The sequence below is a fragment of the Arthrobacter sp. 2RAF6 genome (assembly GCF_052115205.1).
Classification (GTDB): Bacteria; Actinomycetota; Actinomycetes; order Actinomycetales; family Micrococcaceae; genus Arthrobacter.
Map to the genome: position 1 here is coordinate 1 of NZ_JBFRGF010000004.1, position 19140 is coordinate 19140.

At 64.8% G+C, this 19140-nt stretch carries 14 protein-coding genes and 3 pseudogenes; 11 read left to right on the forward strand and 6 right to left on the reverse strand.

From position 1 onward, the window contains the following. Both AB4Z38_RS03730 and AB4Z38_RS03735 read right to left on the reverse strand, forming a co-directional pair. Positions 1-114: pseudogene (locus tag AB4Z38_RS03730) on the reverse strand (IS1595-like element ISAbc1 family transposase); the annotation flags it as partial. Positions 115-206: 92 nt separating this feature from the next. Next, positions 207-1829 (reverse strand): annotated as a pseudogene (locus AB4Z38_RS03735) (DUF222 domain-containing protein); the annotation flags it as partial. Between the two features lie 136 nt (positions 1830-1965). Here AB4Z38_RS03735 and AB4Z38_RS03740 point away from each other — a divergent pair. After that, positions 1966-2103: pseudogene (locus AB4Z38_RS03740) on the forward strand (type II toxin-antitoxin system prevent-host-death family antitoxin); the annotation flags it as partial. Between the two features lie 266 nt (positions 2104-2369). On the opposite strand, the gene AB4Z38_RS03745 reads toward AB4Z38_RS03740, so the two are convergent. Together AB4Z38_RS03745 and AB4Z38_RS03750 are read right to left on the reverse strand one after the other, a co-directional pair. Beyond that, entirely contained in the window at positions 2370-2675 is a 306-nt protein-coding gene (locus tag AB4Z38_RS03745) for a hypothetical protein (RefSeq protein WP_441428466.1), read from the reverse strand. Further along, complete coding sequence (locus AB4Z38_RS03750) at positions 2570-2965, reverse strand: LD-carboxypeptidase (RefSeq protein WP_441428467.1); 396 nt, start codon at positions 2963-2965, stop codon at positions 2570-2572. Before AB4Z38_RS03750 ends, AB4Z38_RS03745 begins: the two co-directional genes overlap by 106 nt. Positions 2966-3109: 144 nt before the next feature. Between AB4Z38_RS03750 and AB4Z38_RS03755 the strand changes: the two genes are divergently transcribed. Then, complete coding sequence (locus AB4Z38_RS03755) at positions 3110-3646, forward strand: hypothetical protein (RefSeq protein WP_441428468.1); 537 nt, start codon at positions 3110-3112, stop codon at positions 3644-3646. A 17-nt stretch (positions 3647-3663) separates the two neighbouring features. Here the strand turns inward: AB4Z38_RS03755 and AB4Z38_RS03760 are convergent, their stop codons facing one another. After that, entirely contained in the window at positions 3664-5079 is a 1416-nt protein-coding gene (locus AB4Z38_RS03760; protein WP_441428469.1) for an NAD(P)H-quinone dehydrogenase, read from the reverse strand. A gap of 145 nt (positions 5080-5224) precedes the next feature. On the opposite strand from AB4Z38_RS03760, the gene AB4Z38_RS03765 reads away from it, so the two are divergent. The 6 genes from AB4Z38_RS03765 (at position 5225) to AB4Z38_RS03790 (ending at position 13610) form a co-directional block, all read left to right on the forward strand. Then, entirely contained in the window at positions 5225-6025 is an 801-nt protein-coding gene (locus tag AB4Z38_RS03765) for a purine-nucleoside phosphorylase (protein ID WP_441428470.1), read from the forward strand. A gap of 109 nt (positions 6026-6134) precedes the next feature. Continuing rightward, on the forward strand, positions 6135-6737 hold the full coding sequence (locus tag AB4Z38_RS03770; protein ID WP_441428471.1) for a hypothetical protein: 603 nt from the start codon (positions 6135-6137) through the stop codon (positions 6735-6737). 117 nt (positions 6738-6854) lie between these two features. After that, positions 6855-7589, forward strand: coding sequence for a YcnI family copper-binding membrane protein (locus AB4Z38_RS03775; protein WP_441428472.1), 735 nt, complete (start codon positions 6855-6857; stop codon positions 7587-7589). Positions 7590-8333: 744 nt separating this feature from the next. Beyond that, a complete protein-coding gene (locus AB4Z38_RS03780) occupies positions 8334-9938 on the forward strand; it encodes a glycoside hydrolase family 68 protein (protein ID WP_441428473.1) in 1605 nt (534 codons plus the stop codon). Positions 9939-10044: 106 nt separating this feature from the next. Continuing rightward, on the forward strand, positions 10045-11706 hold the full coding sequence (locus tag AB4Z38_RS03785; RefSeq protein ID WP_441428474.1) for a glycoside hydrolase family 32 protein: 1662 nt from the start codon (positions 10045-10047) through the stop codon (positions 11704-11706). A gap of 155 nt (positions 11707-11861) precedes the next feature. Then, a complete protein-coding gene (locus AB4Z38_RS03790) occupies positions 11862-13610 on the forward strand; it encodes a phospho-sugar mutase (RefSeq protein ID WP_441428475.1) in 1749 nt (582 codons plus the stop codon). A gap of 1 nt (position 13611) precedes the next feature. Here the strand turns inward: AB4Z38_RS03790 and nirD are convergent, their stop codons facing one another. Next, positions 13612-13983: a nitrite reductase small subunit NirD gene (gene nirD / locus AB4Z38_RS03795; protein WP_441428476.1), complete on the reverse strand. Its 372-nt coding sequence runs from the start codon at positions 13981-13983 to the stop codon at positions 13612-13614. Positions 13984-14263: 280 nt separating this feature from the next. Between nirD and nirB the strand changes: the two genes are divergently transcribed. From nirB to AB4Z38_RS03810, 3 genes are read left to right on the forward strand one after another with little or no spacing between them, the layout of a single operon-like run. Continuing rightward, positions 14264-16900 carry a nitrite reductase large subunit NirB gene (gene nirB, locus AB4Z38_RS03800; protein WP_441428477.1) on the forward strand — a complete coding sequence of 879 codons (2637 nt, stop codon included), beginning with the start codon at positions 14264-14266 and terminating at the stop codon, positions 16898-16900. A gap of 13 nt (positions 16901-16913) precedes the next feature. Beyond that, entirely contained in the window at positions 16914-17948 is a 1035-nt protein-coding gene (cobA, locus tag AB4Z38_RS03805) for a uroporphyrinogen-III C-methyltransferase (protein WP_441428478.1), read from the forward strand. A 10-nt stretch (positions 17949-17958) separates the two neighbouring features. Then, on the forward strand, positions 17959-19119 hold the full coding sequence (locus tag AB4Z38_RS03810; RefSeq protein ID WP_441428479.1) for a uroporphyrinogen-III synthase: 1161 nt from the start codon (positions 17959-17961) through the stop codon (positions 19117-19119). The last annotated feature ends 21 nt before the right edge of the window (positions 19120-19140 follow it).

The following is a 19140-nucleotide window of genomic DNA, read 5'->3' on the forward strand; positions in this document are numbered from 1 at the left end:
ACACACGTAGCCCTCCGGCCAGCGGCACTCAAGCAGATAGTCCAGACACGCCTTCTCGTCGCCAAACCGCGACTGGAACTCCAGAATCGTCCGCGGAAAATCCGGTCTCGACATTTACCCAGAATACCTGAGCTAACCGGATACCCACTATGCAGCTTATGCCGACATCGGCATAAGCTGCAGAGCAAGACGCCATTGTCGGTGCTGGTACTTCCACCCTGCGACCAATAGGTGATGTGGTGGGCTTCGCACCACGGAGCCGGCATCGTGCACGAAGGAAACGCGCAGCCTTTGTCCCGGGCGGTAATTGCTTTACGGATGTGGGCCGGGAAGATCCTGGAGGACCGGCCGATATCCAACACCTGCCCTTCACCACCGAGGACCACGGGAACGATGTCGGCGTCGCAGGCGATTTTCCGTAACGTGGCCGCAGGGACCGGACCGCTGAACGTAAAGCTCCCCGTGCCGCGTCGCGATCCGCCGGAGCGCCCGGGTTGTCCAGATTGCCCGAGGAACGTGAGTTGCCCGGCTTCTTTCAGCGGCGTCAGGAGGTCCCGGTGATCGATGGTGGCCATGATCTGGGGCCGCTGGCCTCCGGCCGCGGGCATCGCCCCGGTGGCGAGGGCAATCTTGCAGGCGCCCAGCAATCCGTCCAGGAGTTTCTGCGCCCTCGTGCGGCGGTCCAGAGACGCGGCATCATCACCTGAACCACCCGGCAGACCATCTGTCCGACCGTCTGCCGGAGCGTTTGCCGCCCCGCTCCCGCCGCTCGCGTCCACCGCGTGGTCCCCGGATCCGGGCTCCCCGGACGTGCGCGTCCGGGGATTGGTGGCGGTGTTCATCACGGTGAGCAGGTGCTCGTACTGGTCCTGGGTGGCGAAGATTTCCACATGCTGCAGCCCGTGTTTGGGTTTCCGGAGGAAAGCGCCCTGGAGGTGGCGCAGGGCTTCTTCGCTGGGCTCGGCACCGTCCTGGTCGATCGCGTCGGTCCAGCGGCGGGCGATCCTGGCCAGGAAATCGGCGTCGTTCTCGACCGCTGTCATGGTCAGCGCGTGTTCCATGTCCGCGGCCGTCTCGGGACTGCACAGGGGCCGGACGCGTTCCAGAGCCATGGTGATGGTGGTGGCCGGCCGGGACGCGATGCTCCCACAGGCCAGGGCCGCGGCCACTTCCCCATACCGCGGCTCGATCCGTTGCCCCGTGAGCGAGCGGCCCGGCAGCAGGTCCTCCGCCAGGGCAAGGCGGCGCCGGGCCTCCGCCGCGCCGATCCGCAGCAGCGAGCGCAGGTGCTCGCCGGTGTTCCGGAACTCCCGGACCGCGGCGAGTGCGTCACCGGCAGCGAGCCCGCCGCCCTCGGCGTCGGCCCTGTCACCGGCTGCTCCACCTTCAGTTTCTGGGCTGCGGGGACCATCGCTGGAACCGCCCGCGCGGGCTTCGGCTCCCCAGCCCGTCGTCCAGCCGGTCCCGGCGGTCGGCTCCTGCTGCCGGATCCGGTGCAACTGCCCCGCGGCGACGAGCTGCAAGTAGTCCAGGGTGCGGGAGAGTTCCTCCACGCCGGAGGCAAACGCGGCCGAGTCCTGCAACCCCAGCGGCCCGACGTCGTCCACCGCGGTCCGCGCCAGCGACCGCAACGCTCCAAGAGCACCCTCCAGAACCCGCTGCGGACCACCGTCACCGCAGCCGTGAGCGCCCAAGCGGTCCTCGCGCGGATCCAGCGGAGCGAGCCCGCGCAGCCCTGGCGCGTGACCAGCCGCAGCCACCATCCGCGGCGCCCGCACCCCGCCGGGCACAGCGCCCTGGCGGCTGGTGAGATGTCCGATCGCTTCCATGGCAATACTCTGCCAGCAGGCACCGACAAAATAACCCGCTTACGATCGGGAACGCACCACACGTTATGGACAGTTCTGTACGCAACGTACATTTTGCTGCACTTTCCGTACTATCGAGCCCACGACCGATATCGCCATTACCGAAGCCCGGAACCATCTGGCAACCATTGTGGACACGGCACACCGCGAGCGCGAGCCGGTATTCCTGACCCGCCGCGGAATTCGGGTCGCGGCAGTGATTGATTCCGCCGAGCTGGAGCGCCTTCGCGAAGCCGCGGAAGAACTTGAAGACATCCGGGCCGTCGCGCAAGCTTCCGCCCGAGGGCCGCCGTCGAGTCCAAGCAGCCATCGAGTTGCTGGCCGAGACTCCGCCCCCCCGGCGCCAAGAAGCTGGCAGGGCGGGTCGAGGGGCGCGTCCGAACGGGAGATTATCGGATGCTCTACCAGATCGACGACGGCCGACTCGTCATCGTCGTCGTTCAGGCCGGTCGTCGCCGCGAAATCTACCGCGAGGGAGTCCGGCGGCAATATTCGCCGTTGTCAGTGGCGAGTGATCCTCAACGCGCTCGAGTCACCGACAGAAACTTCGGCCTCACCGCCGATCGGGAACGTGAAGATAGGCGAGGTGTGGCCGAAATCGGCATTGGCGAGCACCGGCAAGCCTACAAGAACGGGTTGTTTGGCCACGATCAACGCCAGCAGTTCCCTCGTCATTCGGCTTGCCTCCTGAAAGCGACCTATCACCAGACCCCGTATGCCCGCTGCCTCAGGCGTCTGCAAAAGCGACGCAAGGTCCCTCGCAAATGTGGCCGGGTGGCTTTCGAAGTCATCCTCCAAGAAGAGCAACGCAGCAACTCGTTGCTGCTGAATCCGCCGATTACCGTCAGGATTCCCGCTACTTCCTGATCCGAGAAGGCGGCATGAAGATCGTCAACTCGCGACTGCACCGACGACGTAAGAAGCCCATCCATTTCGTCGACGTGCTCCCCGAAGGAAAGTCGCAACCCCATTTCGGCGAAACGCCTCTCGATGTGGCTGGTGTTGTCGTGCTCCGTGACCACAGCGCGGCTCAATGCGGGCGCGACCACCCGCACCAAGTCACCGCTACGAAATTTGGGCGGGTAGATAGAAGGCATGTGCTCGACGCTAGCAAACGCAGTGCGCCCAACCACGCCGATAGACGGAGGTTTCACCTGAGGCAAGGTATGCAGTTCCGCGGACCTTGACCAAGAGTCATCGTGACCCTGTTGCAGGGTGACGCGCTTACCTAGTATTGGCCCATGAAGGAATGGGCCCGGCAGCACCCATATCTTGCCATGGCCATCGGCTATGTTCTTTTCTTTGTGTTCGCCACAGCTGTTTGGATGGCAGTTGGACGGCACAGCCTAGCGGACTCCGCTATCACCGCCTTTGTGTGGACATTGGGCTACTGGCTTCTTGCGGTCTTCGGAATACGGCGAAGCCGTAAGACCAAAGCCCGTCTCGAAGATAACGGCCAAATCATGGCCTACATCCGCTACCCGGGCTCCCGGCCCGGCTCGCTCAGCAGCATCTGGAACCAAGGTATCGCGACCCCCAGCGCCGGGTCTATCCATTTCCAGCCAGCGGTGTACGACACCCTGGAGCCGTCAGGACGGGCGACGACGATCAAGGTCCAGGGTCTGCTACCTGGGCGCCGAAAAGTCAGCGGCAAGGACCGTAAGTACATCCAGGTCTATGGAATCGAGGCAATGACCGTGTTGACGGACGAAGGCAATGTGGAGATCGCCGCGCACCCTGAATCACTGGACAGGCTGAGTGGGCTTCTAGGGCGTTAGGCAACCGGCTGCAAAGCCTACATATGCACGTGCAACCGTCGCGCCGCTTCGGAGATGGATCCGGTCAGCGAGGGGTACACGGTAAAGGTGCTCGCGAGGTCGTCGACGTGCAGTTTCTGTTTCACGGCAACGGCAATCGGGAAGATGAGTTCGGAAGCGTTCGGTCCGACGACGACGCCGCCGATCACGGTGCCCGAGCCCTTACGCGCGATGATCTTGACGAAGCCGTCCTTGGAGTTGCGCATCTTGGCGCGGGCGTTGCTCAGCAGGGAGAGCATGACGACGTCGCCCTGGTACTTGCCGGATTCGAGGTCGGCCTCGGAGACGCCCACAGAGGCGATTTCCGGTGAAGTGAAAATGTTGGAGGCCACTTGGTGGAGCTTGATCGGCATGACCGCGTCGCCCAGGAAGTGCGCAACAGCAATGCGGCCCTGCATGGCCGCGACCGAGGCGAGGGCCAAGATCCCGGTGCAGTCGCCAGCGGCGTAGATGTTCGGCGCGGTGGTGCGGGAAACGCCGTCGACCTTGATGTGGCCGGACTCCGTGACAGCGACGCCTGCCTCTTCCAGCCCGATTCCGGCCGTGTTGGGGATGGAGCCGACACAGACGAGGCAGTGGCTGCCCGAGACGGTGCTGCCGTCGCCGAGCGTCACCTTCACGCCGGCGTCGGTCCTTTCAACGGCCTCCGCGCGTGAGCGGGACAATACGCGCACGCCGCGGCGCTTGAAGACACCTTCAAGGACCTGGGCGGCGTCCGTATCCGAACCCGGCAGCACCTGGTCGCGGCTCGAAATGAGCGTGACGTTCGAGCCAAGGCCGTTGTAGGCCGAAGCGAATTCGGCGCCGGTCACGCCGGAACCGACGACGATCAGGTCTTCCGGAAGTTCCTCGAGGTTGTAGATCTGTGCCCAGTTCAGGATGCGCTCACCGTCAGGCTTCGCCGTCGGCAGTTCGCGGGGGTGGGCGCCGACGGCGAGAAGAATTGCGTCGGCCGTAATCGTCTTGATGCCGTCCGAGGTGATGACCTCGATGGTGTGGTTGTCCAGGAGCTTTCCGGAGCCCATCAGCATCTCCACGCCAAGGTGCTCAAGGGCCACCCGGATGTCGTCCGACTGCTCCCGCGCGAGGTGCATGACCCGGTCGTTGATGTGGCCCAGGTCAGCGCGCATCCCCGGCGCCACATCGCTGCCGTCGACGGCGAACTTGACTCCCAGCTCCCCCGCCTCGCCGACGCGGGTCATGAGATCCGCCGTCGCTATCAGGGTTTTGGAGGGTACGACGTCGGTGAGGACGGCTGAGCCGCCGAGCCCGGCGCGCTCGATGAGGGTTACCCGCGCTCCCAGGTGCGCCGCGACCATGGCCGCTTCATATCCGCCTGGACCTCCGCCCAGGATCGCGATTCGTGGTGAGCTGAAGTCAGGATGCATGGTCACAATGTTCAATTCTCACTTAATGCCGACGGACCCGCCACTAAGCCCCACCTGAGAACTCCTCCAGGGGCCCTTGCCGTCCCCACCAGTGCCCTGTTCAACAGCGCGCGCGGCACTGTAGTTTGTACCAGTGAGTAACACAGAGCTGATGAACACAGACCCATTCGAGGCCGCCAAAGCTGCGGCCGACTACATCGCGGCGGAGACCGGCATCGAATCCCACGACGTCGCGCTCGTGCTCGGCTCAGGCTGGGGCGCGGCTGCTGATCTCATAGGGGAAACGACGGCGACCCTCACGGCGTCGGAAGTTCCCGGCTTCCACGCTCCTGCCGTTGAGGGGCATGTGGGCACCATCCGCTCGGTCCTGACGAAGGAGGGCAAGCGGGCCCTCGTCCTGGGCGCGCGTACCCACTACTACGAAGGCAAGGGCGTCCGCGCAGTAGTCCACGGCGTGCGCACGGCCGCGGCAGCCGGATGCAAGACCCTGGTGGTGACCAACGGTTGCGGCGGCCTGAACGAATCCTGGACCCCCGGCACACCCGTGCTGATCAGTGACCACATCAACCTGACGGCGGCTTCTCCCCTTGAAGGCGCCACGTTCGTCGACCTCACGGACCTGTACTCCTCCCGCATCCGCGGCCTGGCCCGCGAAGTGGATCCCACGCTCGACGAAGGCGTCTACGCCCAGTTCACCGGCCCGCACTACGAAACTCCGGCCGAGGTCCAATACGCCAAGCGAATCGGCGCGGATTTGGTGGGCATGTCCACTGCTTTGGAAGCCATCGCCGCCCGGCACGCGGGCATGGAGGTCTTCGGCATCTCACTGGTGACCAACCTGGCCGCAGGCATCAGCCCGGTACCGCTGAGCCACCAGGAAGTCATCGAGGCAGGCCAGACGGCGGGCGCACGCATTTCGCGCCTCCTTGCGGACATCATCGCCAAACTTTGATCGAGGAGCCGCGGGGAGCCAAGGCTCCCCGGCTCCTCCGGAGTTCGTAGCACAGTAGAATTTGAGTGATTCTCCGCCGTAGTGCTCGACCCGGAAAGGACCGCCGATCATGACATCCGCGCCTTTCCGGTTTTTGCGAACGGGCCTGATCGGTTCAACCATTCTGGGGTTCGCCGCGGGTGGGCACTTGGCCGGCGGCGGAACCCTCCCGGCACCAGCCATTCTGACGGCGCTCTGCGCCCTGACAATCCTCCCCGTCGCCATCCTGACGCGCACCCGCCTGTCGCTGCCCGTCTTCGCAGGGCTGCTGGGGGCCGGGCAGCTCTGCCTTCACTGGGCGTTCTGCGCGCTGTCCGGGGCTTCCTCCACAGGGCCGGTGCAGTCCGGGCATGCCGGACATGTTCCCTTGGCGCCAGCCTCGGAAACCGTGAGCGCCATCGCCTCGACCCCCGCCGCGGCAAGCGACTGGCAAATGCTCGCGGCACACACAGTCGCTACCCTGGGCACGGCGCTGGTGCTTGCGCGCGGCGAACAAGCACTATGGGCCCTGGCGGCGTGGCTGCGCCCGTTGGTCCAACTGCCCGCTCCAACAGCGGTCCAACCACTTCGCGCCCCCACCCCTTGCCCGGCCCCGGACGTGCGTCCTCGTGCCCTTCCCGGCCTTCGCCTTCCCTCCCGGCGTGGCCCGCCGGCTTTGGTGTCCGCCGCCTGAGACTCTCCCCTTTCACCTACGGGCAGGGACAGGCGGCGACCCGCTGCCTTCGCCGGCCCGGACACACGTCCGGCCCGGTCCCTCACCGCTTTTCCTTTGTGAAGGGGCATCATTGCCATGAAGACCTCCCGCCGCCGTACCCTCAAGACTGCCTGCGCCGCCACGATGGCCGCCGGGCTGCTCGCCTTCGGCGTCTCAGCCGCCTCCGCACACGTCAACGTCAATCCCGACGACCCCGCAGCGGGCGGCTACACCCACCTGACTTTCAACGTCCCCAACGAGTCCCCGACGGCCAAGACCAACAAACTCGAAGTCTCGCTCCCGGCCGACACGCCGTTCAACTCGGTGTCGGTGAAACCGGTCGAGGGCTGGACGGCCGAGCTCGTCACGACCATCCTGCCCAAACCCGTCACGGTCGCAGGGGCAACAGTGACCAAGGCGGTCAGTTCGGTGGTTTGGACCGCGGACGCAGCGCACCAGATCGGGCAGGACGAATACCAGGCGTTCTCGATCTCCGTAGGTGTCCTGCCCGATGCCGGCACCACCATCACCCTGCCAGCGATCCAGACGTACACCGACGGCACGGTAGTGAAGTGGGACGAGAAAACCGTTGAAGGACAGCCTGAGCCGGAGCACCCGGCTCCCTCGTTCGTGACCACGGCCAGTGACGCCGACGCATCGGCGGCTCCCACATCCTCCCCGCCCGTGACCCCGGCTCCGTCAGCTGCGGCATCGACCACATCCAGTGACGCCGGATCCACGGCCGGCTGGTTCGGCCTGGCCGCCGGGCTCATCGGGCTGGCCGCGGGCGTCACCGCCCTCGTGCGAACCCGCTCCACGAAGGCCAATTAGCGCCGCCCACGAACAACCGAACTGCCCGCGCCGGACCCCGGCGCGGGCAGTTTTGCATCCCGCATCAGATAGCAAACCTGGACATTGGGCCGCAAGAACGAGCCCGGGGGCGCGTTCCGCCAGACCCACGTCGGATTCTGCTGGATCATTCCGTCCCTCTCAGGCTGCGGCCGCGAGATTCCGGAGTGTCTTAGTTTGTCCATTCGAATGATTGGGCAAAATCCGATGCGACGCCACCGAAGCGAGATGGTAGGAGGGGCTCAGGGTTGCCGGTGGGTTCACGCCCCCGATCCAGCCGACCTCGCAGCACGCAGCATGCGACACCCGTCAGACGTCGCCACGACAATTTTCCAACGCCTGTCAAGTCAATTCGCCCCCGCGTTAATGACGCGTGAGCTTTAAAAATAAATCAGATTTATTCAGAAACATTTGACCCGCCACACTTTCCATGGCACGCGCGCGGTGTAAAAATGTAAACGCTTGCGCACATATGTCTGACATGCGGCCGGAGGCCGGGAACGGCGCTCGAAACACGAGTTGCAGCCGCATTCAGCGCACGTCAAGCTTTGAACGGTCCCGGCAAGTCGACGTGCCGGACCGAAGGATGGGGGCTTCCTAAGAATCCCCCATCCACCCGACACGATGGCGTTCCTGACGACGCCATCGGTGTTACCGGGAACGCCGGAGTTCGGACCAGGGCTTGCGCCCATTCCACGTAGTCCAACCTCCGCGAGAAGAGCAAGCATGAAATCTCACTCAAACCCCAACAGGCCACGCCGCCGTCTGCGGTCGGCAGCCGCTTTTGCGGCCGCTGCCAGCGTGGCCGCTACGGTGCTCATGGCATCCCCGGCAGCGCAGGCAAACCTGCCTGCCGACAAGCCGGCCACCACGATGCCGGCCCCCACGCCGGGATTCCCGCTGCCGACGGTCCACACACAGGAAGCCTTTGATCCCGCAGCAGCCTTCACGTCCAAGTGGACGCGGGCGGATGCCAAGCAGGTCATGGCCCAGAGCAACCCGAACGTGGCCCCCGGCCAGAACTCCATGAGCCCCAACGTCACCATGCCGGAAATCCCCAAGGACTTCCCGGCGATGAACGACGACGTCTGGGTCTGGGACACGTGGTCCCTGACGGACCAGAACGCCAACCAGATCAGCTACAAGGGCTGGGACGTCATCTTCTCCCTCGTCGCCGACCGCCACGCAGGCTACGGCTTCGACCAGCGCCACTGGAACGCCCGCATCGGCTATTTCTTCCGCAAGACCAACGCAGACCCCGCGAAGGACAAGTGGAACTATGGCGGACACTTGTTCCTGGACAACACCTCCATCGGCAACACCGAATGGTCCGGTTCCACGCGCCTCATGCAGGGCGACCACGTCAACGTGTTCTACACGGCCACCACGTTCTACGACCGTGCAGAGCGCAACGCGGGCGGCGGCGGCATCGCTCCGGACGCGGTCATCGCCAAGGCTTTGGGCAACATCCACGCCGACCAGAACGGTGTGACCTTCGACGGGTTCCAGCACACGAAGCTGCTCGAACCGGACGGCAAGCTGTACCAGACCAAGGCCCAGAACGCCGGCTTTGCCTTCCGTGACCCGTACACCTTCGAAGACCCGGCCCACCCGGGCAAGACGTATATGGTCTTCGAGGGCAACACCGCCGGAAACCGCGGCGACTACAAGTGCACGGACGCCGACCTTGGCTACCGGCCTGGTGATCCGCACGCCGAAAACACCAATACAGTGAACACCACCACGGGCTCGTGGTTCCAGACCGCGAGCGTCGGCCTGGCTGTCGCAGACAACAAAGACTTGACCCAGTGGCACTTCCTGCCGCCGATCCTGTCCGCCAACTGCGTCAACGACCAGACCGAGCGCCCGCAGATCTTCATCCAGAATGAAAACGGCCAGAACAAGTACTACCTGTTCACCATCAGCCACCAGTTCACCTACGCCGATGGCATGCGTGGTCCCGACGGCGTCTACGGCTTTGTTGGCAACGGTGTCCGTTCGGACTTCCAGCCCGTGAACAACTCGGGCCTCGCGCTCGGCTCGCCGACCGACCTGAACCTGCCGGCGAACAACCCGAGCGGCACCCAGTCGGCACAGCAGAACGGCCGTCAGTTCCAGGCCTACTCGCACTACGTGCAGCCCGGCGGCCTGGTGCAGTCCTTCATCGACAACGTTGACGGAGTCCGTGGAGGTTCCCTCTCCCCCACGGTAAAGATCAACTTCGCCGGTGGAATCACGCAGGTTGACCGCAGCTTCGGCAAGAACGGCCTCGGCCCGTTCGGCTACCTCCCCACCAACGTCCGCGTCGGCGGGGAAGGCCTCTACAAGTAGGCCACAGTCAAAACCCGCCGGGCAGGCAGGGGATTTGCTGCCTGCCCGGCAAACATGGGGCGTCCGGTTCACCCCGGGCGCCCCGCTCCACAACCCAGGAAGTCCCATGCTCCACTCTCCCCAACGCCCGTTCCGGCCCGCCCGAAGGGCGGTACTCGCCGTCGTCGCCGTCGTCCTGGCAATGTTCGCGAGTTCCTGCACCCCGACGCCGGACGCCTCACCGTCCGCCGGGAACCCGCCGCCCGCCGTCGGAACTTCTGCCCCGGCGCCGTCCGAATCGGATCCGTGGCGGCCCGCCGCGCACCTGACGGCATCGCAAAACTGGATCAATGATCCCAACGGGCTTGTCTACGAAAACGGCACCTATCACGCGTTCTACCAGCACAATCCGCACGGCAACTTCTGGGGAGATATGTCGTGGGGCCACTCCACCAGCACCGATCTGGTGCACTGGACCCAACAGCCGGTAGCCATGGAAGGCTCCGCCAGCGAGGAAATCTTTTCCGGCGCCATCGTTCCGGATACCAACAACGCCTCCGGCCTGGGCACCGCTCAAAACCCACCGCTGGTTGCCCTCTACACCAGCTCATACGGCGACGGCGGGGCTCTGCCCAAGGGTAGCCAGGCCCAGTCCGTGGCCTACAGCCTGGACCACGGGACGTCCTGGACCAAGTACAAAGGCAATCCGGTGCTCAGCCTGAAGCCGGCGTCGAACAACTTCCGGGATCCCAAGATCACCTGGTACGAGCCCGGCAAATATTGGGTCATGACCACGGTGGTCGCTGACGCCCAAGTAGTGAAACTCTTCAAATCCACGGACTTGCTGCACTGGAACTTCCTCAGCGATTTCTCGGGGGTAGGCGCCCAAGGCGGTCTCTGGGAAGTTCCCGAGCTGCTCCAGATGGACGTCGATGGCGGCAATGGACTGAAGAAGTGGGTCATGATCCTGAGCATCAACCCCGGCGGCATCGCGGGAGGCTCCGGCATGCAGTACTTCGTGGGCGATTTCGACGGCACCCGGTTCACGGCAGAAAAAGCGGCAAAACCGGGTGACCCGCTGACGGACTCGCAATGGCTGGACCATGGAGCGGACTTCTACGCTGCCAACACCATCACCGCGGCTCCCGGCGGAAAGCCGGTGTTGCTCGGCTGGATGGGGAATTGGGACTATGCGCAGTCCGTACCGAGCACCCCGTGGCGCGGATCCATGGCCATCCCCCGCCAACTCACGCTCGTAGACACGGGACGCCGCTTCGAGCTCCATTCCACCATTGCCCAGGCTGCCACGGATGCGCTCACGGACGCAAAGACCAGTGAAGTACATGGCGAAAACCTCACCGTCACTGACTCCACGGAGTCCCTCGGCAGCGACTTTGGATCCCGAACCCAGCTGATCGACGCCGAAATGGACGTTGCGGGCTCCGCGGACGCAGGCATTGTACTGCGGGCTTCCGCGGACGGGAAGGCAGGCCTCCGCATCTCGTACAACCGCGCAACGCAGACTCTCAAAGTGGACCGCTCGGCAGCCGGAACCTCAAATTTCTCGCCGAAATTCAGCCCCTACCACCAAGCTTCCGTGCCCATGAAGGACGGCGAGGTCCATCTCCGTATCCTTCTGGATTCCTCGTCCGTGGAAGTCTTCACACAAGACGGATCGACTGTCATCTCGGACATCTTCTTCCCGCAGTGGGGCGACACGCGTGCGGCAGCCTTCAGCGCGGGAGGCGCGGCGAACTTCAAGCTCAGCAGCACACGGATGCACACCTGACACTCTGCAGCCCAACTGACTCGCACTAGTTGTCGTTTAGACGCCTCAAAACGACAACTACTGCGAGTCAGTTGGGTGGGGCGGACACCGCACTGTGACGGCTGACATAGCCGGTGACCTCCGCATTCATACTCTTTGACGATAGCTTTATCCCTATGACATCGAGCGATGCCGAATTTGAAAAGCTGATATCCGACGCCGGCGAGTGGGCTGCCCAGGACCCGGACCCGATCACTGCGGCGGCACTGGCCGAACTGACCGGACTCGCCTCCAGCGGCGTCGCTGCAGCCCGTCAACAGCTTGAAGACAGCTTCAGTGGAACGCTGCAGTTCGGTACCGCGGGACTCCGGGCAGCCCTCGGTCCTGGTCCCAACAGGATGAACCGCGTGGTGGTCAGGCGGGCAGCGGCAGGTTTGGCGGCCTTCCTCAAGGACGCCGTTGAGGCGGCTTCCCCCGGAACGCGGCCGCGCGCCGTCGTCGGCTATGACGCGAGGCACAACTCGGATGTCTTCGCACTAGAGTCTGCCGCCATCTTCACTGCCGCAGGAATCGACACCTTCCTGATGCCTTCAGCGCTTCCCACCCCACTGCTGGCTTACGCGGTCCGGTCCCTTGATTGCGACGGCGGCGTCATGGTCACAGCGAGCCACAATCCGCCGCAGGACAACGGATACAAGGTGTACCTCGGCGGCCGGACCGTGGAGGAAAGCGGTCGGGGGTCCCAGATCGTGGCACCCTACGATTCGCAGATCGCCGCAAGCATCGAAGCCGTGGGCCCTTTGGCTTCCATTGAACTGGCCGAATCCGGCTGGACTGAGCTGCCCGATTCCATCACCGGCGAGTATGAGGCCGCAATGGCCGGCCTGGCTGACGTCGAAAACTTCCCGGCCCGTGAGCTGAAGATCGTCCTGACCCCCATGCATGGCGTGGGCGGTGAGACCGCGGTGTCGGTACTCAATGCGGCAGGCTTTACGGACGTCTCGCTCGTGGAAGAACAAGCAACACCGGATCCGGACTTTCCCACGGTCAGTTTCCCCAACCCGGAAGAACCCGGCGCGCTCGACCTGGCTTTGGCTGCCGCAGCGCGTTCGGGTGCCGACATTGTGCTGGCCAACGACCCCGACGCCGACCGCGCGGCTGTAGCGGCAAAGGACCCTGATACTGGTGCTTGGCGGATGTTGCGGGGCGACGAAGTAGGCGCCCTGCTCGGAGCACATGTCGTCGCCCGGCACGCCGCGGACACCCGGCAAGGCGACACGAGCCGGGGCGTTTTCGCGAACTCAATCGTCTCGTCCCGGCTGCTTTCCCGGATCGCGGCGGCAGCAGGCTTCGCGCATGAGGAAACGTTGACGGGATTCAAATGGATCTCCCGGGTGCCGGGACTTGTGTACGGCTACGAGGAAGCCTTGGGCTACTGCGTGGCGCCCGAACTCGTCAGGGACAAGGATGGCATTTCCGCCTCCTTGCTCATCGCCGAACTGGCGGCGGCGGCCAAGGCCGAGGGAAAGACGATCTTCGACACCTTGGACGAGATCTACCTTGTGCACGGCCTGCATGCGAGCGACCAGCTCAGCATCCGGGTGGCTGACCTTGGTTTGCTGGACGCCATGATGAACCGGCTCCGGGCCGATCCGCCGGAGTCCTTCGGCGGTTCGGCCATCGAGACCTTTGTGGATTTGGCCGAAGGAAGCGAACAGCTGCCGCCTACGGACGGCCTCCTCTACCTGACCAAGGACCTAAGCCGCGTCATCATCCGGCCCAGTGGCACCGAGCCAAAGCTCAAGTGTTACTTGGAGGTCATCAAATCGGTCGGTTCCGCGGCGGAACTCTCAGAAACCAGGCACTCCGCGCGGACCACTTTGGACCACATACTCGCCGACGTCCGTGAAGCGCTGGGACTCTAGCCTAGAGTTCGACTTCGACGAAGCCATCAACTATGCGGGTCTTGAATACCGGAAGCCGGAGCCCGGGGTTGGAATAGCACTCACCGGTCTGCAGGTCGTAGACCTCCTTGTGCAACGGCGAGGCGATGGTGGCGCGTGATCCCCGGGAACCGGTGATGCCGCGGGCCATGACGTTAGCCAAGGTTGCGGGGTCCTGCTGGGCTACCGCATAGACATTGTCCGCGTCGAGGCGGAAGAGCGCCACCTGCACGCCGTCAATCAACGCTGCCTCGCCCCATGCCGGTTCCAGCTCGTCCAATGGGCATACACGGTGCCAACCGGACGCGGTCGGTGCGCTCGTCAGTTGTTCTTCCCGTTCCAGAATGACGGTCATGTCAACCCCTCTCGCTATGCCTGCAGCCGGACAAATGCTGCCCTTTCCTTTCAGGCCGTGGCCGCCGAGCGGCCATACCTTCAAGGTAGGCGGGGAGTGTTTCACCGGAACGCAGTCAATGTGTCCGGTGCGTAAAAGAGACCTCACACGTCCCGACATCCAATCGTGACCCAGAAGTTAAGACCACGAAACAAAAGGGAAACTGAAGAGAAACTGCCCGTCCGTAGTCTGAAGTGACAAGTTGCGGAGCACGTTCTGCGGCGTATGCGAAAGGCCACCAGTGACCGGACACACTTCCACCCCAGAAAACCAGCGCCGTATTGTTGTCGCCGGCGGAGGCCCTGCGGCCCACCGTTTTGCCGATGCCATGCATACCCGCGGTCTCGAGGGCTGGCACGTCACGGTCCTGACCGAGGAAGAACACGTTCCCTATGACCGGGTCACGCTGAGCAAGGCGCTGACCGATGTGGACTATGACCTCACCTTGGGCGACATGTCCATGTGGGAGCACGAATCCATCTCCCTGCGCACTGGCGAGCGGGTGGTCAAGATCAACCCCGATGCCAAGTCCGTGGAGACCGCGGCCGGCAACACCTACGACTACGACCACCTGGTAGTGGCCACCGGCTCGGACGCGGCACAGCTCCCCTTCCCCGGCGGCGAGCTCGCCCACGTCTACCGCACCCTCGACGACGTCTGGGCCATCAACAAGGCCATTGCCGAACTTACGGAGAAGCTCGGCCGGACCGTCAAGACCGTGACCATTGGTGGCGGCCTCCTCGGTCTGGAAGCGGCGGCCGGCACCATGGAGTTGGGCGCCCAGGCCACCGTCATCAACGGTTCGCGCTGGCTCATGAACGCCCAACTGGATGAGGGCGCGGGCCAGGCATTGGGCCGACTGGTCACTGCGAAGGGGCTGGAAGTCCTTACGGGAACCTACCCCGCCGAAGTATTGTCCGACGACGGCCAGGTCACCGGCGTCCTCATGAAGGACGGCCGCATCGTCCCCGCCGACATGGTCATTGCCTCCATCGGCATCCGCCCCCGCGATGAACTGTTCCGCGACGCGGAAGGCGACGCGGACGGCCTCACCGATGGCAAAGAACAGCTGTTCGAACTCGGCAAGAAGGGTGGCGTGGTCATCAACGACCACTGCGCCACCCCGGTCCCCGGCATCTGGGCCATCGGTGAGGTCGCGAACTTCGAGGGCATGTGCCTGGGGCTCGTGGCGCCGGCGAACACCATGGCCGAGATCGTGGCCGACCGGCTGCACGGCGGGCAAGCCACGTTCCCCGGTTTCGACACCGCCACCAAACTCAAGCTCTCCGGCGTGGACGTGGCCAGCTTCGGCGACGCCTTCGCCAGGACCGAGCACTCCCTGGAAATCGTCTACGCGGACCCGGCCCGGGGCGTCTACCAGAAAATCGTCACCACCGACGACGCCAAGACCCTGCTCGGCGGCATCTTCGTCGGCGACGCCACCCCCTACATGAGCCTGCGTCCCCTGCTCGGCCGGGAACTCCCCGCCGAGCCCGGCGCCTACCTCACCGCCGCCGGGGGCGGGGACGCCCCCGACACCGAACTGCCCGACGACGCGATCCTATGCTCCTGCAACAACGTCCCCGCCGGGAACATCCGCGACGCGATCAACGGGTGCGGCTCCTGCGAAGGCAACACCCCCGTCCGGGAACTGGGCGAACTGAAGACCTGCACCCGGGCCGGGACGCAGTGCGGTTCGTGCGTGCCGATGCTCAAGAAACTCCTCGAAGGGGAACTGAAGAAGTCCGGCATCGAGGTCTCCAAGGCCCTATGCGAGCACTTCGAGCTCTCCCGGCAGGAACTCTTCGACGCCATCCGCGTCCTGGAACTGGACTCCTTCGAAAACATCCGGGCCAAATACGGCACCGGCGCGGGCTGCGACATCTGCAAACCCACCATCGCCTCCATCCTGGCCAGCCAGAACAGCGAATACGTCCTGGGCGCGGGTCGCGGCACCCTGCAGGACACCAACGACCGCGCTCTGGCCAACATGCAAAAGGACGGCACCTACTCCGTGGTCCCGCGCATCGCCGGCGGCGAAATCACCCCGCAGGGCCTGGGCGTGATCGCCCGCGTTGCCGAGAAATACGGGCTCTACACGAAGATCACCGGCGGGCAGCGGATCGACATGTTCGGCGCCCGCCTCGAACAACTCCCGGGGATCTGGAAGGAACTCGTCGAGGCCGGCTTCGAATCCGGCCAGGCGTACGGCAAGAGCCTGCGCACCGTGAAATCCTGCGTGGGCTCGACCTGGTGCCGCTTCGGCGTCCAGGACGCCGTCGCCATGGCCATCAACCTGGAGATGCGCTACCGCGGCCTGCGCAGCCCACACAAACTCAAAATGGGCGTCTCCGGTTGCGCCCGCGAATGCGCCGAAGCCCGCGGCAAGGACGTCGGCGTGATCGCCACCGACAAAGGCTGGAACCTGTACGTCGGCGGCAACGGCGGCTTCCTGCCCGCCCACGCCCAGCTCCTCGCCCAGGACCTGGACGACGACACCCTCATCAAATACATCGACCGCTACCTCATGTACTACATCCGCACGGCGGACCGGCTCCAGCGCACCGCCCGCTGGCAGGAAGAACTCGACGGCGGCCTAAAACACATCGAAGACGTCATCATCCACGACTCCCTCGGTATCGCCAACGACCTCGAAACCGCCATGGCCCGCCACATCGACACCTACCAGGACGAATGGGCAGAAACACTCAAGGACCCGGAACGGCTCCGCCGCTTCCGCTCCTTCGTCAACGCCCCCGACCAGAAAGACGAAGCCATCACCTTCGTCCCCGAACGCGGCCAGATCCGCCCCGCCACCAACGAGGAAAAAGGCGGCGTCCTCATCGCCGGCACGATCCCCGTTCGCGGCCAGGACTAAGGAACAAGAAGCCATGCAGCTCACCATCGACCTCACAGGCCGCGTCGTTCTGGTCACAGGCTCGGCCCACGCCGCGCGGCAGGCCGTCCGGCGCTACGAAGCCGCCGGCGCCGTCGTCCATCGGCTCAGCACCCCCGACGGAGCCGACGCTGACGGCCCGCTGCCCGAACGCCCCTTCCTGGTCGCGGCCGTCGACGATGGCCAGCCCGGTTGGGAACCCCTGCTCGAACGCTGCCGGAAAGCGGGGATCCCCGTCGCCAGCGAACCGCCTGCAGGCGAGCCAGGCCAGGTCACCTTGGTCGGCGGCGGTCCCGGCACCATCGATCTGCTGACCACAGGCGCGGTCAATGCGCTGCGGGACGCCGACGTCGTCTTCTACGACCGGCTCGCCCCCTACGCTGAACTGGCGCAATTGACGTCCGCGGAAATGGTGGACGTCGGCAAGCGCCCCGGGCACCACAAAGTAGCCCAATGCGACATCGAAAAATTCATGGTCGACGCCGCCCTGGCCGGGAAGAACGTGGTCCGGCTCAAAGGCGGTGATCCTTATGTGTTCGGCCGCGGCGGCGAAGAAGTCAGCGCGTGCGTGCAGGCGGGCATCCCTGTCCGCGTCATCTCGGGCATCACGAGCGCCATCTCGGTCCCGGCCGCCGCCGGCATTCCGGTAACGCACCGCGAGGTCAGCCACATGTTCACGGTTGTCTCGGGCCACGCACCGCTGACCGAAAAGGAGCACACGCACCTGGCCGGGCTCGGCGGGACCATCGTGGTCCTCATGGGCATCGGAACCCTCCCCCAACTCGCCGCAGGGCTCCGCCGGGCCGGGATGGACCCCGCAATGCCCATGGCCGTCGTCGAACGCGGCTACCGCCCCGGACAACGCACTACCATCGCCGAACTCGGCACCATCGAAACGGCGGCCGCTGGCTGCACCAACCCGGCCGTCCTGGTCATTGGCGAAGTGGTCCGGGTGGCGGAAGCCAACCGCACTCACGCCGAAGCCACCGCAGACCTCAACCTCCTCGCGGCTTCCCTCCTTGAAGCCTGAAAGAACACACATGACTACGTTGAATGCGCTTGATTCCATCGATGCAGGCTCGCCGTTGGCGACCCCCGTACCAAACGACGATGCGCCACTGGACGGTTTCCGCATCGGGGTGACATCACACAGGCGTTCACGCGACTTGATCGAGGCGCTCGAACGGCGCGGCGCTTCCGTGCTGCACGCCCCGGCTTTGAAGATCGCTCCGGTCCAGGAAGACATTACGCTCATCGAGGACACGAAAACGATCATCGCGGCCAAACCCGATATCTGCATCGCCACGACCGCCTACGGAATGCGGCGCTGGTGTGAGGCCGCGGACTCTTTCGGCATCGGCGAGCAACTTCTCGACGTCCTGGCTGCCTGCCGCATGTTCGTGCGGGGACCAAAAGCCCGCGGTGCGGTCCGCGCCGCAGGCCTTGCCGACGTCGGGATCAGCAGTGACGAAACCACTGCCACACTGGTGGACATGCTCCTTCACGAAGGCGTCCGGGGGAAGACTGTCGCCGTGCAATTGCACGGCTACACCGACGTCCGCCAGCTGGAACGCCTCCGGATGTCCGGCGCAACGGTCCTCACCGTCACCCCTTACCGCTGGGTAAAGCCCGACGGCGAAGACAAGCTGCCGCGCCTGATCGAAGCTGCCTGCAGTGGAGACTTGGATGTGCTCACCTTTACGAGCGCGCCCGCGGTAGACGCCATGTGGAGTACTGCCCACGAAATGGGCCTGTACCGCCAGCTGATTGAGGCCCTCAAGACCCAGGTGACGGTTGCCGCCGTCGGGCCTGTCACCGCACAGCCTCTTATCGACGCCGGGCTCGCCCCGCTCATCCCGGACCGCTACCGCATGGGCGCGCTCATCCGGCTCGTCACCGAACACCTGGCCCTGAACCATGTGCGCCGGCTCGACACCCCCGCAGGGCATATTGAACTGCGCGGCCGCTGTTTGAAGGTCAATGGTTCCGTGGTGGAACTGGCCCCGGCTCCGCTGCTCCTGCTGCGAGCGCTTTTGGGAGCCGGGGGCGCCGTGCTGTCCCGCGAGGCGCTTTCCGATCTTCTGGAACTGCGCGGCTCGGTCCATGCCCTGGACATGACGGTGAGCCGTTTGCGCTCCTCGCTGCCGGACGGAAGGCTCGTGGAAACGGTGGTCAAACGGGGTTACCGGCTCCGGGTCTAGCCCTCGAGTGTCACGTGCCAA

Coding starts and splice junctions, on each gene's coding strand:
- AB4Z38_RS03750 (WP_441428467.1), bottom strand. CDS start 2,965: ATGCCTTCTATCTACCCGCCCAAATTTCGTAGCGGTGACTTGGTGCGG.
- AB4Z38_RS03755 (WP_441428468.1), top strand. CDS start 3,110: ATGAAGGAATGGGCCCGGCAGCACCCATATCTTGCCATGGCCATCGGC.
- AB4Z38_RS03765 (WP_441428470.1), top strand. CDS start 5,225: ATGAACACAGACCCATTCGAGGCCGCCAAAGCTGCGGCCGACTACATC.
- AB4Z38_RS03770 (WP_441428471.1), top strand. CDS start 6,135: ATGACATCCGCGCCTTTCCGGTTTTTGCGAACGGGCCTGATCGGTTCA.
- AB4Z38_RS03775 (WP_441428472.1), top strand. CDS start 6,855: ATGAAGACCTCCCGCCGCCGTACCCTCAAGACTGCCTGCGCCGCCACG.
- AB4Z38_RS03780 (WP_441428473.1), top strand. CDS start 8,334: ATGAAATCTCACTCAAACCCCAACAGGCCACGCCGCCGTCTGCGGTCG.
- AB4Z38_RS03785 (WP_441428474.1), top strand. CDS start 10,045: ATGCTCCACTCTCCCCAACGCCCGTTCCGGCCCGCCCGAAGGGCGGTA.
- AB4Z38_RS03790 (WP_441428475.1), top strand. CDS start 11,862: ATGACATCGAGCGATGCCGAATTTGAAAAGCTGATATCCGACGCCGGC.
- nirD (WP_441428476.1), bottom strand. CDS start 13,983: ATGACCGTCATTCTGGAACGGGAAGAACAACTGACGAGCGCACCGACC.
- cobA (WP_441428478.1), top strand. CDS start 16,914: ATGCAGCTCACCATCGACCTCACAGGCCGCGTCGTTCTGGTCACAGGC.
- AB4Z38_RS03810 (WP_441428479.1), top strand. CDS start 17,959: ATGACTACGTTGAATGCGCTTGATTCCATCGATGCAGGCTCGCCGTTG.